This is a genomic window from Serratia sp. NGAS9 (assembly GCF_009905295.1).
Lineage (GTDB): Bacteria > Pseudomonadota > Gammaproteobacteria > Enterobacterales > Enterobacteriaceae > Serratia > Serratia bockelmannii.
Genome location: NZ_CP047605.1, coordinates 3,326,561 through 3,343,570, shown reverse-complemented (window position 1 = coordinate 3,343,570; position 17,010 = coordinate 3,326,561). Strand labels below are relative to the sequence as shown.

Below are 17,010 nucleotides of genomic sequence, written 5' to 3'. Positions count from 1 at the left end.
CTCGCCGAGGCCCGCTTGGCGGGCCTTTTTTATGCGGCGAGTAAAACTTTGGGAGTATGTTCGCGTTCGCTTATTCGCTGTATATTTTGTTATATAGCGATTGCGTAATGAGGAGGAACCCGTGGGAGATCATTTTGGCAAAGGGTTGTTGGCGGGGTTAAAGGCGGAGAACCTGAAGCCGGAGGCGGAGCTGTCGCGCTTTTGCTCCGACTACAAGCGCGGCTTCGTGCTCGGCTATGCGCACCATTTAGCGCAGCGCTGCGGCGACGAGAACCGGGCGGCGTTCGAAGCCGGTCAGCTGAGCCGTGCCTATGGCCTTGGCAGTGAGCCGATGAGCGAGTTCTTTTCCGGCGGCGACAGCCGGCTGGCGGAGAAGTTTTTCCGCGCCGGCTATAACCGACCGGCGCAGGGGTAGCGCAGACGAGCCGTCAGGCGGCGCTCAGCACCGCCACCATATACACGCACGGTTGGTCGCTCTGGTTTTCAAAGCGGCAGTCCGCCGGTGGGCCGAGCTCCAGACAGTCGCCTTCGGCCATTTCATGGCGCGCCTCACCCTCAAGAAAGACCAGCTCGCCGGATAAAACCCAGATCAGCTGACGTTTGAACGCGTACACCGAAGCCGGCATCGGGATCGCCGCGCCGGCCGGCAGTTCGATGCGCACCAGATCGAGCGGCAGATCGGTGCGCGGCGACACGTGGCGCCGCACGTAGCCGCTCTCCGGATCGACCCAGACCGGTTGATCTTCCCGGCGCAGCAGCCGGCCTTCCTGCGTTTCCGCCCGGGCGATCAGCTTGGACATGCTGAGGCCGAACGCCCCCGCCAGCCTGCCCAACAGCATCGCCGTCGGGCTGCTCTCGCCGCGCTCGATCTTATGAACCATCGCCCGTGAGACGCCCGCCCGTTCGGCCAGATCGGACAGCGACCAGTGGCGCGCCTCGCGCTCAATGCGAATGCGTGCGCCGATCAGCTGATTTAGATTGTCTAATTTAATATTCATATCGTAGTATTATAGTGGACAATTGGCCGGGGTAAACCATGATTATACGAAATGCGACGCTCAACGATAGCGCGGCGATTGCCGCTATCTATAACGACGCGGTGTTGAACAGCACCGCCATCTGGAATGAACAAACCGTGGATGCGGCCAACCGCGCGGCGTGGATCGGCGAGCGGCAGGCGGCAGGTTACCCGGTGCTGGTGGCGGTGAACGGCGCGGACGAGGCGATCGGCTACGCGTCGTTCGGCGATTGGCGAGCCTGGGACGGCTATCGCCATACCGTAGAGCACTCGGTGTATGTCCATCAGGCGCATCGCGGTGCCGGGATTGGCAAGGCGCTGTTGATCGCCTTGATTGCACGGGCGCGGGAGATCGGCAAGCATGTGATGGTGGCCGGCATCGAATCCGGCAATCGGGCCTCCATTCAGCTGCACCTGGCGCTCGGGTTCCGCGAGGTGGGGCGTATGGAGCAGGTGGGCGCCAAATTTGGCCAATGGCTGGATCTGACTTTCCTGCAGCTGACGCTCGACGAGCGGGCGGCGCCGCCGGCGCGCTGACCCCGGGAGGCAGGGCGATGAATATGCTGTTACTGCTGATCGCGGCCGGGATGGGGCTGGTGGTGCAGAATCTGTTGATGGTGCGTATTACCGAAAGCGTTTCGACCATCCTTATCACGCTGGTGATCAACTCCAGCGTCGGTTTGTTGCTGCTGGTGGGGTTGCTGCTGGCCAAAAACGGCCTCGGCGCGGTGGCGGAAGTGACCGGCGCCGCCAGGTGGTGGATGCTGTTACCGGGGCTGCTGGGATCGCTGTTCGTGTTCGCCGGCATCCTGGGCTACCAAAAACTGGGCGCGGCGGCCACCATCTCGATCTTGGTCGCCAGCCAGCTGTGCATGGGGCTGCTGGTGGACGTCTACCGCGCCGGCCCGGCGGCGCTGCGCGAGAATCTGCCGGCGCTGTTGGGCGCCCTGCTGCTGGTGGCGGGCGCCTATCTGGTGGCGAAACGCAGCTTTTGACGGCGGCTGACATGCAAAAAGCCCGCTCGGGTTTCCCTGAGCGGGCTTCTCTAAATATGGCTCCTCTGACTGGGATCGCCTTTGCCAGTAACTGGCTAATAAATAAGCTAAACCTGAAAGCTCTTGTTGTCAAGACCACCAGAATGACCACCAAGTGCTGAAGTGCAACAGACCATAAAATGGCCTCTCGCCAGTCGGCTATCGAGTTGGTTTCTCTGACCATGAACGCCGCATATTAATGACCTGCTCAACATCGACTAAATAGCTGCGCGGAATAGTAGATCACTTTGAGGGAACCCAGCCCGGATTGTGCGATCAGATCAATCACCAAATCAAAACAAATCACCAACCTATTGTGAAGATCTCCACACTTATTTTGCGGATGGTGGTTTGGTCGCTAACAACCCCAGCTATATCGGTCTGCTGGAAGTTTTCAGGGACATGAAGTTTGATTTTCCTGATGTTACTCATAAAGTCAGTGTATGTATCGTAATAGGTGATGCTTTGTTTCCACATTTTCACCGACTGCACTCTTTGTATCTCTTCCTGCGAGCATAACCCGGATGCACTGGCTCACGCTGAAGTACCCGATACACTCGTGCATCGGGCATGTAGAAAGGTTACTGTGTTTGAAACTCCCAGGCATCAATCTCACCGAAAGTGATCTTTTTGCGATGGTCTACCGCTTCCGAAGGTACTAAGTATAATTTGTCTTCCATTTGGAAAAAATAATAACGATTTCCAATGATGATTTTTTCTTCAGGATCTGGATATTTTTCCTTAAATATTTCATTGTCATCGTAGAAACATTTTGCAGGATAAGAGACTCGATCGATAATGAGGTCAGTGGAAGTCATGGGGGCGTTGATAGTGTGCAAATCGCGAGCTTCATAGGGGGTTATGAACAAGTAGTCGGACATCAACTCTACTCGTTGAACAAACTCATGTTCACTATCGTTATTTTTTTTAAGAATATCAACTAACCCGGAATAGAGAGCGTTTTTTTCAAAGAGTGAATTACCGGTCTTTGAGAATTTTACATATTGGTAAATCAGTTCATTGATAACTCTAAACTGCGGAATGGTGACAGTGGTCTCGCTGGCTGTCACTTCGGCACCGTTATAGTTGAGCCGATGGTGAAGCATTTTATTTCTAATCTGAGAACACATTTTGTACAGCGTATGAAGGAACAAATCATCAATTGAATCTTTATCAATATTGGATTCGAGAATGAGGATTTTTTTGTTGAAGCTTTCGTTGACACAGTCAAAACGAAGATCAACATAGCTATCCAGATAATCAAAGAAAATAGGAAATAAGACAAATTTTGTGTAATTATTTTGCAAACTGCTATTCCATGAGAAAAAACCTATGCAGTTTAATGGGTATTTTGTAGTTGAGCTACCATTCGTCTTGCTGTATAAAAATCTATTGTTTGCCATATTGTTCATAAAGCAGTTACCGATAATAGCCTGAACAATGTCAAAATGTTTTTGCATCATACTGTGACTCCATGTCTGTAAAACATAAAAAAACCTTAGATAAGAGGGGAATACTTAAATTTGCGCCAATGATCCTAACATTGTGGTGTTGAGACAAAAGCAATGATTGGTCACTGATGTCCGCCATTTTACCAAGAGTGTGATAGGGGTATCGTCTTGTTAACGGGTATACAGAACGCAGAACAGCAAAAAATCCTGCTTAAGTATCCTTAAGCGGACTCTTCTTAAATACGGCTCCTTTGACTGGGATCGCCTTTGCCATTAATTGGCTGATAATTAAGCTAAATCGCAAATCCCTTTCTGTCAAGCCCCCCAAACTGACCACTTATGCTGTACATGCAATCTATCTTGAGCATACAAATCTTTTGTTAGTCAGAGTTTAAGTACACCCGTTTTAGTTCCACGGCGCTGGTCAAGGAATACCTGCGCAGCGAGCTGGTAGGCTTTGAGCATGAAGTCTTTGCGGTGCTGTTTCTGGATACGCGCCACCGGCTGATCAAGTACCGGGAGATGTTCCACGGCACCATCGACAGTGCATCGGTGTATCCGCGTGAAGTGGTCAAGGAAGCCCTGGGGCTAGTTGAGGTGCGTATGCAGGATCAGGTCAATGTGGCCGGAGCAGGCTCCGTGTCGTTTTCGGAGCAGTGGCTGATTTGACGTACCATCTACACAAAAAAGCTATCAGTCCTTATCCACCCAACGCGCCTCGCCTTTTCCAATACGGCGGATGGTGACACTCGTTCCGTTCTGTAGAGATTCAACTTCAAGCAGGCTCGGTAGTTCCGCCTGAAGCCTCTGTCTGATTGTTGTGAGCTGTGAAAAATCTGGCGTCGCGATCGACACTTGTCCATCTTGCGGATCAACTTCAATACGCAGAGGCACTGTTGAGTCTGTTGCCCATTGCATGGTCCACTCCTGCGACGCCCACCTGCCATCTACGCTTGACACAACGTCGTGCCGAAACTGCTGCCAGATTGCATGAGTCTCAAGCGTGGGCCATCCAGGAACATGGTCGAAGCCTGCTACTTCTTCCGATCGTAACCAGGTTTTCATTTCCGCGCGATTTGTGAAGCAGGGCGCGAGCTGCTCCACGGCTGTCTTGGCGGCCACCCGCGAGGGCAGTCCGGCCCGAACAAGCATGGCCATGGCGTTGGACGGTAGTCCAGCTTCCAGGCAGGCGGCAGCAGCTCCTTCGACGGGTAGTTCTGATTCGTCTCCATTGATGCGCCGATTCATCCGGATGGCTTCAATCGCCCAAACCAGGCGATAGACAAATGCGTCGTCCACGAAGCGCATTCCCTCTTGGCCGATGGCCGCTACGTCTTGCCCTCGCACCCAAGCTCCCAGCAAGTCTCTCCAGTTCGCCGGCAGTGGGTCATCTGGAACGAAGGGACGGATCGCAAGAAGCCGCTCTCCCATTCCAATGAGAGCAGCGATCAGGGCATCTGCGTCACTGGCGAGGGCGGCTGCATCGCCACGGTCAAGAAGCACAGTCAGCTCGACAGCCAACGCGTCGATGGCAAGGCCCGATTCTAGGCCCACTCCCATCGCGAACTGACCTTTGCGTTGCTCGACCGTTGTTTTGTTCCAAATGAGCTGTGCTCTACTGAGGAGAATCCACACTTGCTTCTGCTTTTCGACGCCGTCAAGGTGAGCGATTTGCCTTGCCCAAAGTGAACCCGCAAGGGCTTCATCGAGCAGCCTTGGTAGATCCGCACTTTGCGCGTCAAGCGCTTCGACGAGCCCAAGGACGGTTGTATCCAACCGCTCGATGAGGCTCTCCATTGAGTCTGACTCCATCTCACCATCTACAGCGTCCGGGAACCAAGCATCTTGCGTGCTAGACAGGTAGTCCATGGCATCCCCACGCGCAAAAACACCCGACGTCGAGAGGCGACGTATGACCTCGTTTACCACGACAATGATGCCGCTTGAAAGTGACCGAGTCTTGGCCGACGTGACCAACTCTCTCCATCGCTGGTGGCGCCAATTTTCTGGCTGATGCATTACGTGGATCACGAGTCCTTCGAGATCCACGAATGCGCGCCCGGCGCGGCCCGCAACGTTGGCAAACTCCTCACCCGTGATCAGAGTGCCCGCCCTGTACAGATTTGGGATCAGGAGTACCGCTGCATTGAGGTTCAGTCCCTGCGCCAAGGTGGGTGATGCCACGGTAACGCGTAGAACGCCTGCGGCAAGTAGTGTCTCCACTTCCCGCAGGAAGGGGCCGGGAAGACGACCATGATGAATCGCAACGCCGATGGCCAGACAGCGTACTGCAGGATGTTCGGCGCCTAGCCACTCCCTACCTACGGACATGGCACGTTCAACCTCTTGGGCGTTGGCAAGCAGAGATGGCAGAAAGCCTCGTCGCTGCAGGTCCAGGGCAGTCTCGGCAAATCCTTCAACATGATCTCGTTGGGTGCAAAATACGAGAGCTCTCTTTCCTTGCTCAGAGAACTTCCATGCCGCTGCGAGAGTTAGCTCCTTGTTGTCCTTTGGAAACGCCTTTCGACGAGGGCGAATGGGTGGGACCTCTGGCACAAAGTGTCGAATGAAAGGGCCATCTGGCTCAAGGTCGAAGCTCAGCCGCGCAGAATTTCCGAGCCAAGACAGAGTGCCAAAGCGCTGACGCGTAGGGCGCCAACTGGACTGGATCGGATCGCCAGGCGCATCACTGCGAATCCACGCAGTCAGATCGTTGAGCTGATCGCCTGCCGGTAGAATTGCCGAAAGACAAACGATCCGTCGGTCGCCATGGTCAGTGCGCCGCAGCAACCGTTGCACCAGATTCTCATAGCGGATCTCGCGTTCACTTGGGCCAATCAGATGTCCTTCGTCTAGGACGATCAAGCCGACATCATTGATGATGTCGGGGTCGTTCCGCAAAGCAAAATCCAACTTTTCTGGGGTGGCTATGACGATGTTCTGTTCCCGCAGCGCATCCTCGTCATTTCCTGCTACACCGCTGCTTCCATACAGCGACGAGACAGAAAATCCAAGAGGTGTGAATGTCTTGCGGAAGGAGCGCTCGGTCTGAGCGGACAGAGCCCTGAGTGGTGTGACTATCAAAACGCGTTTACCACACGCCAGGGCCATCAACACAGCGATCTCTGCAATCCGTGTCTTGCCCGCGCTCGTGGGGAGCGCGACCACTAGGTCGTCGGAGACATCGACGGCTCGCTGTGCCGCCAGAAGTTGAGAAGGCCACAATTCGACCTCAGATGACCTCCTGCAGTACAACTCAGAGACAAAAAGCTTCCGAAGTTGTGCGTAGTCTTGCGAGCCAAGTGGCCCTTCGGAGGGCAGAACCTTGTGCAGACTGCTTGCCCAAAGATCATCTATCAGGTTCACGGTGATTCGAAGAATCCACCAGAGTGACACCGCGCTGGCCGCTCCGGTCAACGAAATCGCCCGTCTCAGCAGGTTGCGAGCTTCTACAACGAGGGACTCTTGGCCGGTTTGCAGGGCAAACTCAAAGAACACCAATGCTCTGAACATTGTCGACGTCGCTACACGCGAAACGATATCGTCGGGGTCAAGCGCTCCCTCGGCCGCAGCTCTGGCGATTCCCTCATCTCGGTTCGCTGGGCTGCTAAGCCAATCCCTCGCACGTTGAACCAGGCCTTGAAGATCACGCACGATTAGGAGCGCGAGCACATCCTCGGCAGGCGAACGATTCTGATCGGCCTGTAATTGCGACAGAAGCGAAAATGCCAGCGCAGAGTAGTTGGCCAAGTGATAGGAAGCAGCCCCCATTGTTCGATAGAACCCTCGAGATGCGTCGGCCTGTGACCCGTTCTGAACCAATGCCTCAAAAGCCCCACCTGCCTGTACGAAGCCTTTTCGCCAAGTCACTGCATCGCCTCCAAGCTCGCGTAGCGCCAAGGAAACACGTAGTACTGAGAAGCCATAGTCCGCAAGATCGGAGTCGAGCCCTTCGCTGAAGGCTGGAGCGTCTGGTGGCAAGTTTCCTTCATGGCGAATAAGAGCCCTTGCTTGACCCCGGGCCTGCAGGCGACCTCGATATCCGTCTTGTGTGATGTCGAGCAGGAATGCAGTCAATTCTTCAATCGTTTCCAAGTGCCAGAGCCCTCTCGTAGCAGGCCAGAATGAAGGCCTGATGGTCTTCTATGCGCAAATTTGCAGAAAGATGGGGACGAACCAGATCCGCCGCTGCGAGATCGTCGTACAGTGCCTGAGGCGTGGCGTTGCCCGACAAGGTGAACAGCATGTGACTGGTTCGCCCTTGGGGCGCAGCTCGACTGGCGACTTCATTACGAATCCGTCTACCTATCTGCCGTCGTTCGCCTTCACCCTCCATGAGTCGATCCGCGACGAAGAGAAGGGATGTTGCCGTAGGTCTGCCATCGTCTCTGGACAGTGCTTTTCGCGCCTCAGAGATGGTGGCGTTGGCAAGGTTTGCACGACTCTTAGACTCGCCTTTTAAGTAGTGCAAATTTTGTTGGTCATCGAGCTTTAGACCGACGAAATCGTCGCCGCGCAGCGCCATCTCTCGACCATCCTTGTATCGCAGGCGACGGATCGGAACCTCGAATTCAAGATGTTCTTCGACCAACTCGGACGCGAGGATCTCGCCAAGCTCTCCCGAACGTGCTCGGGTGGAGCGCGGCATGCGCTCAGCCAAAATTGCAGCCGCGCCTGGATATCCCAACTCACGGACGTCTTCAGCTATTTCGTCCAAATTGTCGTAGTGAGCTCGGATCCGAGTAGTTAGGGTAGCTTCGATAGCAGCCCTTCCTCCATCGCGTTCGGACAAGCGCCATAGCTGCTTGTTGTCTTGCTCTTGGATAGTTATGTCGCACCAACGTGGATATAGCATTCAAAAGCTCCGTATTCTTATGCCAGGTCTTTCTGAGAGAGGTGGATTAAACCCTCAGTGCGACGGCCGCAAGCTGCAATTTTCTTCCAACCCAAAAGTTGCCTCACGTCATCACTTTAAGTTCTTCGACGTTACCCCGGCTTCAGCCTCGCGGAGAATACTAATGATCTGTTGGTTGGAAAAACGCTTCTTCATGGGGATGCCCTCATGTGGCTTATGAAGACATTACTAACATCGGGGTGTACTAATCAACGGGGAGCAGGTCACCACTCATAAAATATTTTTCAGAATCTTGGGTGTTGACAGTAGTAAATTGATTGGATTTCAGTTAGAAAATATTATCGATAAATTAACGGAGTGACGGGATGAGTAACGCGCATGAGGCCAGCGCGTCGGCCACTGGCTATCTGTATCAGTGTCGCTACGCATTGCTAAAAGGACTGGAAGCTACTCTGGATTCACCAGAGTTCAGGATTTCAATTGAAAAGTTTGATGATATAGCTTTTGAGGCAAACGGCTTACCGATTCATCTTATCCAGACCAAACATCATAAAGCCAAAACTGGAAAGCTGACTGACAGCAGCGCTGACCTTTGGAAAACGCTACTCATCTGGATAAAAAGTGTAGCCACCGATAGTGGCGGTTTCTCAAGAACTCGTCACTTCCTAATAACAACTGGTTTGGCACCTTCGAATTCGGCATCTTTTCTATTACGAACAGAAAGTCGTAACGAGGCTCAAGCCGATTTTTTGTTACTCACGACTGCAAACAGTTCAAATAACCGCGCGCTACAAGAAGCTTTCAACGCCTATAAGCTCTTACCGGAGGAGGCTCGATTTGCTCTGTTAAGATCAATATATGTACTTGATAGATCTCCTTCGATTACTGATGTTAAAGAAGATATTTACCGGCAGTTGCACCGTGCTGTAGGAAGACAGCATATCGAAATTTTCACCGAGCGTTTAGAAGGCTGGTGGTTCGACCAAGTGATACGTATGCTCAGCGGCAATGAGGTGGGCAGCATCCCAGTGCTGGCTATTGAATCCCGCATTGATGAACTGCGAGAGGAGTTTCGACGTTCCTCATTACCTGTAGATTTTCGGTCATTTTCTCCTCCTCAAGAAGTGATCGCTCAGCTAGATAGTCGACCCTTTGTCAATCAATTGCGTAAGATAAATCTCGGTTCGGCCCGTATTGAGTATGCCATCCGTGATTATTACCGAGCTTCAGAGCAACGCTCAAAATGGGTAAGAGAAGAATTATTGCTTAATGATGAGCTTAAAACGTTCGAGCAAGACCTGATAGAGGCTTGGCAACCACGATTCGCCGCACAGAAAGACGATTTATTACCTGATAGTGATGAGTCCGATCGTATACGTTCTGGAAAGGACCTGTTCACATGGGCAGAACAGCAGGCATGTTTTCCTCTCCGCAGCCTACGAGAGCGGTTTCTTACCCACGGAAGCTACCATATTTTGGCTAACCGATACGCAGTGGGGTGGCACCCTGACTTCATGCAGAATAATAGTGATGAACAGAAAGGAGAGGATTGATGATGGAGCCTTGGTCTTCCCGTCCCATCGAGGAGAGCTACCTCTTCAACCCAGCTTTCTGCGTATTGCTTATAGCCAATACATCGTCAGAATTCAATAAAAAGACCGGTTGCTCTTTACCCTTTGCACTAGCCTTTATAATCCTTCCGATAATTCTTCATCAGAAAACACGCAAGGCTCTGCCTGCTACAACCGTAACGTCACTAATGGCATGGTGCCAGGACAACCGAGATACGATGATTAATTTCCCCGACAGAGTCAGGCGGCTAAACGGTATTACCCGTGAGAGCATATTATTTGGCACAAGGCAAAGCGCTCTTTGCTTGGATGAAAATGGTGACTTAAAGAAAGGAGCTAAACTGCTCTCACCTTCAGAAAAACGAACGCCGCTGTTTACTCAGGAAGCCGGAGAATGCATTGAGCGTGCGGCATTTCTGGGGCGTTGGCTCGCAGCAGCTGGTACAACAGCGACTATTTATGCTGCATGGGGGATAGCGCCATGAGTCTTCAGATAGCCAGCCTTGTGATTTACAACCACGGGGGAGAACGTCGTGAAATCACCCTTCATCCCGGTCAACTGAACATCTTGACCGGCGCATCCAAAACGGGTAAATCAGCAATAATTGATATTATTGATTACGTTACCGGGCGAAGCGAATGTTACGTAGCCGATGGCGTTATCCGCAAATGTACACAATGGTATGGGATCCTTTTTCAACTGAATGATAGCCAAATCTTTATCGCGCGACGCAATCCAGATGCCGGTACACAGTCTCACGGCGACATCTATATTGCCCGCGGGAGCTCCCTGTCGATTCCCGATGGCGCAACTCTCCACAAAAACACTACAGTCAACGCTGTGGAGAAATTTCTGGGAACGGCAATCGGCATTAATGAAAACGAACACCGTCCCCCGAGTCCTACGCGACCCTCTCTGGAGGCAAATTTCCGCCACTCGCTTCTTTTTTGTTTCCAGGATCAGAACGATATTGATAACAAACAGCGTCTGTTTCATCGCCAAGATGATGGTTTTATAGCGCAGGCTATCCGGGACACCTTTCCTTATTTTCTTGGCGCAATGGATGAAGAGCGGCTCTTACAGCAAGCCCAATTGGACGATGCGCGAAAACTACTGCGTCAGCTTGAAAGGTTGGTACGGGAAGCTGAATCGCTGGATGACGCCACATTTCCGCGTGCAAAAGCTCTTCTTGAAGAAGCTAAAATGGCAGGGCTTACCGACGATCGAACCGTAGTTGTAAACTATGAGGCCTGCATGACTCTGCTCCAAAGCTTGAGCGAGCGAGGAGTATTTTCAGATGCAGTTGTAGTAAGTGATCATGATGACATATTGATGCGACTGCGCTCAGAACGTCAAGGGATGCGTACTGAGCTTGAGAGACTGAATAGCGAGATTCGTGAAACGCGGGCGTTTACCTCAGAATCAACCGGCTATGAGCGAGAGGCGCGGGAGCAGCGTGCAAGACTCAGCGTAGTGAATTTGATAAAGTCCTCAGAGGTATCGCAGCTTTGTCCTCTTTGCGAAAGTCACCTCGAAAACGTTCCTCCTTCTGTTGCTCAACTCAACCATTCACTCAGTGAATTGAGCCGACAACTTGAGGCGGTAGAAGCAGAAAATCCAAGGCTCCAGAAGCGCTTAGCAGCCCTCCAAATACAGGAAAATACTCTCCTCAATAATCTTCGAGAGAATCAGAAAAAAATCAGTGATTGCATCCAACAAGCTGAATATCTGCGAGTACAGCAGGAAAACTTTATGCTGCAGGCGCGGACTCTGGGGAAAATCGCACAGTATCTTGAAACTGTCAGCGATGCAGAGCAGTATTCGGGTCTTCGCACCCGGTTAGAAAATCAGCAATTGACTGTAAGTTTCCTTGAAAAAAAATTGGATCCGACTGCTGTACGAGAGAAACTTGCGGCCTTCCTCAATATAATCGGCCGTTATATGACTGAATATTCGGAACTTCTCGATCTAGAACATCAGGGAAGCAACCTGCGTCTAGATATTCGCAAACTCACCGTTGTGGCAGATACCTTGGACGGACCGGTACCACTTTTCCGTATGGGCAGCGGGGAAAATTGGGTCGGCTACCATATTTTGGCTCATCTGGCCCTTCATCGCTGGTTCCGTCAAAAAAAACGCCCCGTGCCAGGATTTCTAATTCTCGACCAGCCATCGCAGGCGCATTATCCACCTGAAAAAGATAATGATGGGTCTATTGACGCTCTGAAGAATGAAGATCAGAACGCTGTAAATCGGCTGTTCAGCCTAATCAACCACGCTGCTAAAACGCTCGCCCCTGATTTACAGATAATAGTTATGGACCATGCAGACCTTAAAGATGACTGGTTTCAGGCTGCAGTCTCTGATCGCTGGCGTAATGGCGTAAAACTTATTCCAACAAGCTGGATAACACCCCAGAAATAATGGCAAGACGCAAATTTGAGCCTACAGCGCACTTATTTCTGAGCGTAAGAACACTGTGCTATGTTGGCGGGGATAGCTACTATCCGGTGACTGAAGTAATGAAGGTTTAACTGGAACAACGACGTCTAGGCAGGCGAAAGATTTGTAAGTAGGTCTGGAGAAGATAAGGTTTGGCTCTGCATGAGAATGTGAACGCTGGAACATAAATCCAATTGAGGCATTAACTATAACTTGCTGCAGTGCTGTGCCAAAGCAATAAATTTAGTAAAAATATGATGGCTAGATTTGATAGGTTGATTTATAGGGGTTGTTATGTGTTTTGCAAATTTAAAGATACTCAACTTTCGTGATTTTGAGACAGTTAATATCCCTCTGACGGGCAACATAGTCTTGTTGGGCGAGAACCTCGTCGGTAAGAGTAATCTTCCATTAGCGATTCGCCTGTTCAACCTTATGATAGATAGATATTAATGGTGTGATTTATAAGGGAATGTACAATCATGAAAATGTGCCAAATACTAACAGGAGTTTTATGATGATTGATAGATTAGAACTTACAAAAAACATTCAATTCTATAACTTAATAATACCAGAAGACAATCGAAACAGAACAATAACAGACGTTGAAATAACTAATATTTTGGATGCTGCAGATGACAATATTGAACCTGGTAGTGATTACCTATTAGAGGAATTTAGAATTGAAAAAAGATTAATTGAAAATGATATCCCGTATAAATATTCATTGCGAATCTTCCCAACACTCAAGCCAGTGTATTTTATTGGGGAGATCGAGGGCGGAGAGAACTACCAAGATAAAATTTATGCTTTTATATTAATTCTTGAGTTTGATAATAGTGTGGCAATAATAAAGAAAAGCTGTGCAAATATTTCAGATGATATTGAAAGAAGTTTTAATTTAGTATCGAGTAATTTATTGGCTAGCACCTTTAATGATTCTGATGTTTTATTCCAAAAAATATCCACAAGAACAATAACTAATTCAGATAAGGCAATCAGAAATAGATCTGCAGAATCAGCAGATCTTAAAGGTTCTTACTCTACTCATGCTGCTGGCAGGTCAATACCTTACTACTTAAAACTTAGGCAAGGTGCAATAATTAAGACAATCTCTGGTTCAGGACGATTGGTAGAGGCGTCACAGAGAGTTAATTTCGATGAAATTGCGACATGGTCTTATAATCAACTTTGTCTGATAAGGCAAGGTGGAGGGGTTAAGGACTTCCTCAATTCTTTTGCAAAACAAAAAGATTTAAGTGAGGTTTTAAGCTCTACTGTGCCAAGTGCCTTATTAATAGAAAGTACTTCATTATATGAAAAGTTACAATCGGAAGGCGCCATACTAAAATACAAATTGCCTGATGGATCCGATTGCATTCTAAATGAAATACAAGTAAATCGGTTGCTTCATAAACTTGAAAAAGTTTATGAAATAAAACCTGACTTGACTATTCAAGTGCCGCTTGGTAAGGCTAAGGTACGAAAAAACAACAAAACACTAACGATTGACTCTACTGTTCTAAAAAAAATAAAAGTTTCGTACAACTCTAAAGATATAACTTTGCAAAGTTTTATCTTTAAAAATGGTTTCTACAGCATTACGTTTACTGACCCATGCTATATGTATTTTATGGGTAATTGTTTCGAAGACTCTTCAGGCATATCGGAAATCAATAGCATATTAGAAATGCTTGTCCCTAAAGCTAATATAAAAAACGTTTTAAGTGAGAAAGGTTTGCTTTTAAAAGGAATGGATAAGTTCTCTAATGATTCCATGTTTGATGTGGTGGAAAACATTCATAGTGGGGATGATTACATTTTTTGCGATGACTTAGGGAATGAATGGGCAGACCATATCACATTTAATAAAGCGGATTCATGCATTTGTTTCATTCATTCAAAGCATGGTGACAAAAGCACATCAGCAAGTAAACTTCATGACGTTGTTGGTCAGGGTATAAAAAATCTTGGATATATGTATTTTAACACTGCTGATTTTACTGTTAAATTAAAAACAAAATTTAATAAAAACTATACTGGAGTTTACAATAAAAAGTCAGTGTCAACCAAGATAAAAAAGGTAAGAAAAGGTGACACTAAAAACATTAAAAAATACCTTGACGACCTTTTTAAGGATGTTAAATTGCATAGAAAATGCATTCTTAGCTGTTCATTTTTATCCAAAAAAGAGATAGAACGCGAGTTCATTAATTTGCGAAGAAAAAAACCGGTTAAGCCTCATGTGATTCAACTGCTATGGATCTTGTCTTCTTTTTCTCATGCTGTAAAAGAGGCTAATGCTGTTCCAATTATTTATTGCGATAACTAGAAAACATTTTGAGAGGGGTAGAAAACCTCTCAAAACAATACCGATGAATATTCCTAATTTATACTATCGATTGGAGGTTTGGAATTTGTTTGAAAGGTGCATCAAACTCTATGTATCCAATCTCAATAGATTAAATTTCAAGCTCTATACAGCATGCTTTATTTAGAAGGAGACAATTGATACTACTCTTTTGATCAGGTATCAATCGCAGAGCTATGAGAATAAATAATAAAAAACTCATAAGCTGAATTGATGAGCTTTAAGTTACGCGCCAACAGGAAGGCAACTGATCCTATAGGATAATCCCTTGAAAAGTCAGCACTTGAATATGTGGGATTTTATCATGACCTTAAATAAGGCTGAGGCCAGAAATACGCGGGCTCCCGGCATCAGAGCGCCTAGCTGCCAGGCAATCCCCGAGCAAACCGCAGTTGGCTTCGCTGCATAAGTGGTTGATAGAGAAAAGCGCGACACTGTCGTAGAAATCCCGGTTGGGGGTGGCGTTCGCTTATGCGTTCAATCAGTGGGGTGCTCTGTGTTATTACTGCGATGACGGGCCGGTGGAACCTGATAATGATGATGCGGAGCGGGCGCTGAGAGAGGTCTGTCTGGGGAAAAGAATTATATATTCTTCGGTAGTGACAATGGCGGTGAGCGCGGCGCACTGCTTTATGGGCTGATAGGCACGTGCAAACTCAATGTATTGACCCTGAGGCTTATCTGCACCATATCCTGGCGTACTGCCGAAGGCGTCTACAAATAAAGTGGCCGAATTGCTGCCATGGAACGTGGTTCTCACCGATAAATAACCGTCAATACGGCGTTCACTTAACGCTTATCGATATAGTCATTCCATTTTTCTTCAAGAGATATACCCTTGTGGCGTAGCTTTATGCCTAGTGTGTACTCTCTAACGTCCGCTTTCGTTAAAGATGAGTGTCAGACTTGAATGTGTTCTACCTCAGAACACTGCTACATCAGGTCTGAAGTTATACAGTGAAATTCATTTTCTAAATCACAACCTTCAACCCATTTCACCGCTGCGAACCAAGGGGCGCTACGCCCGGCTATGTAGGTCATATCTTTTCCTTCCGTGTGCTTTTCGTTCCCGTATCAGCTTCCGGCTAATCGTTTCCCAACACAACCCGTCCCGCAAGGGTAAATAGCACGCATTCTGCGCCCTTGCGGGCCGGAACGATGTCGGGAAAGCGAACCGTCAGGCGATTCGAAGACGAAAATCACACCACTGACGGAGAAAAAATCATGACTATTTCCCTGCATACCCAGGCTAGCGCCCCTAACACCGCAGCAGCGACCAGCGTATCCCCGCTGGACCCGTCAGGCTCCTCAAAAACGAAATTTTCCAAAACCAAAACTGATATTTATCAGACCGTCACTGACAGCATCATTGCGGCACTGGAAACTGGTGTTAAACCCTGGGCGTGTCCGTGGCAGCGTACCCCTGGTATGTCGGGTTTACCGTCCAATTACGCAACTGGTATGGGTTACAGTGGAATGAATATCATGTTGTTGTGGTGCAGTGCGTCAGAACAGGGATTCAATGATTCGCGTTGGATGACCTACAAACAGGCAAAAACGGAAGGCGGGCAGGTACGTAAGGGAGAACACGGCACAACAGCTATTTTCTATACCATGTTGGAAAGGGAAAATAACGAAGGAGAAACTGACTATATCCCGATGCTGAAAACTTTTACCGTGTTTAATGTTGGGCAAATTGACGGTTTGCCTCTGAGTGACAAAGCAGTTTGCCCGGCAGAGACCTTTGAGTCGTTACCGCGTGCGGAAGCGCTTTTCCGTAACAGTGGTGCAACCATCATTGAGAAGGGACAAAACGCCTTTTTCGCACCGTCAACCGATGAAATCCATTTACCGGAACGTCGTCTTTTTAGCGATGCTGCCAATTTCTACGCTACGGGCCTGCATGAGCTGGTTCACTGGAGCGGGGCCAAAAGTCGGCTGAACCGAGAAATGAGAGGGAAGTTTGGCAGTGAGGATTATGCTTTTGAGGAGTTGATCGCCGAACTGGGAAGCGCGTTCCTGATGGCGGACCTGGGGATTGTCGGAGAGGTTCAGCATGAAAGTTATATTGCTTCCTGGCTGAAAGCACTGAAGAACGACAAACGCTATATTTTCAAGGCCGCCAGCGCGGCATCGAAAGCGCATCGTTATTTAATTGATAAAATCTGAGCAGGAAGTGGCCGCAAAGGAATGCGGCTTTGTGTGCAGGGATAGGCTTGACCAGTAACGCTGTAGAGACATGAGTGAGGCGGAGCGCAGCCAGGCGA

General features: G+C 49.1%; 12 protein-coding genes and 3 pseudogenes. 11 read left to right on the top strand and 4 right to left on the bottom strand.

Features of this window, described 5'->3' with window-relative positions:
* Positions 1-121: 121 nt before the first annotated feature.
* The gene (locus GUC32_RS15945; protein ID WP_025303414.1) at positions 122-415 is read left to right on the top strand and encodes a DUF2623 family protein; all 294 of its coding nucleotides are present in this window, start codon (positions 122-124) and stop codon (positions 413-415) included.
* Between the two features lie 13 nt (positions 416-428).
* On the opposite strand, the gene GUC32_RS15940 is transcribed toward GUC32_RS15945, so the two are convergent.
* On the bottom strand, positions 429-998 hold the full coding sequence (locus tag GUC32_RS15940) for an XRE family transcriptional regulator (RefSeq protein ID WP_025303413.1): 570 nt from the start codon (positions 996-998) through the stop codon (positions 429-431).
* A 38-nt stretch (positions 999-1,036) separates the two neighbouring features.
* Between GUC32_RS15940 and GUC32_RS15935 the strand changes: the two genes are divergently transcribed.
* The 3 genes and pseudogenes from GUC32_RS15935 to GUC32_RS15925 form a co-directional block, all read left to right on the top strand.
* The gene (locus tag GUC32_RS15935) at positions 1,037-1,555 is read left to right on the top strand and encodes a GNAT family N-acetyltransferase (RefSeq protein WP_049295933.1); all 519 of its coding nucleotides are present in this window, start codon (positions 1,037-1,039) and stop codon (positions 1,553-1,555) included.
* A gap of 17 nt (positions 1,556-1,572) precedes the next feature.
* A complete protein-coding gene (locus GUC32_RS15930; RefSeq protein WP_025303411.1) occupies positions 1,573-2,013 on the top strand; it encodes a DMT family transporter in 441 nt (146 codons plus the stop codon).
* 342 nt (positions 2,014-2,355) lie between these two features.
* Positions 2,356-2,493 (top strand): annotated as a pseudogene (locus tag GUC32_RS15925) (patatin); the annotation flags it as partial.
* 140 nt (positions 2,494-2,633) lie between these two features.
* Here the strand turns inward: GUC32_RS15925 and GUC32_RS15920 are convergent.
* Positions 2,634-3,515: a hypothetical protein gene (locus GUC32_RS15920; protein WP_064793685.1), complete on the bottom strand. Its 882-nt coding sequence runs from the start codon at positions 3,513-3,515 to the stop codon at positions 2,634-2,636.
* A 393-nt stretch (positions 3,516-3,908) separates the two neighbouring features.
* Here GUC32_RS15920 and GUC32_RS15915 point away from each other — a divergent pair.
* Positions 3,909-4,172, top strand: a pseudogene (locus GUC32_RS15915) (JAB domain-containing protein); the annotation flags it as partial.
* 24 nt (positions 4,173-4,196) lie between these two features.
* On the opposite strand, the gene GUC32_RS15910 reads toward GUC32_RS15915, so the two are convergent.
* A complete protein-coding gene (locus GUC32_RS15910) occupies positions 4,197-7,598 on the bottom strand; it encodes a DEAD/DEAH box helicase (protein ID WP_197826469.1) in 3,402 nt (1,133 codons plus the stop codon).
* A complete protein-coding gene (locus GUC32_RS15905) occupies positions 7,585-8,358 on the bottom strand; it encodes a Hachiman antiphage defense system protein HamA (RefSeq protein ID WP_064793688.1) in 774 nt (257 codons plus the stop codon). The genes GUC32_RS15910 and GUC32_RS15905 overlap by 14 nt, the downstream gene beginning before the upstream one ends.
* Before the next feature lie 365 nt (positions 8,359-8,723).
* On the opposite strand from GUC32_RS15905, the gene GUC32_RS15900 reads away from it, so the two are divergent.
* The 6 genes and pseudogenes from GUC32_RS15900 (at position 8,724) to GUC32_RS15875 (ending at position 16,912) form a co-directional block, all read left to right on the top strand.
* Positions 8,724-9,911, top strand: a complete 1,188-nt coding sequence (locus GUC32_RS15900; RefSeq protein WP_064793689.1) for an ABC-three component system protein — start codon at positions 8,724-8,726, stop codon at positions 9,909-9,911.
* Positions 9,911-10,414: a three component ABC system middle component gene (locus GUC32_RS15895; RefSeq protein WP_064793690.1), complete on the top strand. Its 504-nt coding sequence runs from the start codon at positions 9,911-9,913 to the stop codon at positions 10,412-10,414. The genes GUC32_RS15900 and GUC32_RS15895 overlap by 1 nt, the downstream gene beginning before the upstream one ends.
* The gene (locus GUC32_RS15890) at positions 10,411-12,354 is read left to right on the top strand and encodes a DUF3732 domain-containing protein (RefSeq protein ID WP_064793691.1); all 1,944 of its coding nucleotides are present in this window, start codon (positions 10,411-10,413) and stop codon (positions 12,352-12,354) included. Before GUC32_RS15895 ends, GUC32_RS15890 begins: the two co-directional genes overlap by 4 nt.
* Before the next feature lie 532 nt (positions 12,355-12,886).
* Entirely contained in the window at positions 12,887-14,704 is a 1,818-nt protein-coding gene (locus GUC32_RS15885) for a hypothetical protein (protein WP_227514810.1), read from the top strand.
* Positions 14,705-15,072: 368 nt separating this feature from the next.
* Positions 15,073-15,513 (top strand): annotated as a pseudogene (locus tag GUC32_RS15880) (transposase); the annotation flags it as partial.
* A gap of 454 nt (positions 15,514-15,967) precedes the next feature.
* Positions 15,968-16,912, top strand: a complete 945-nt coding sequence (locus GUC32_RS15875) for an ArdC family protein (RefSeq protein ID WP_064793693.1) — start codon at positions 15,968-15,970, stop codon at positions 16,910-16,912.
* The last annotated feature ends 98 nt before the right edge of the window (positions 16,913-17,010 follow it).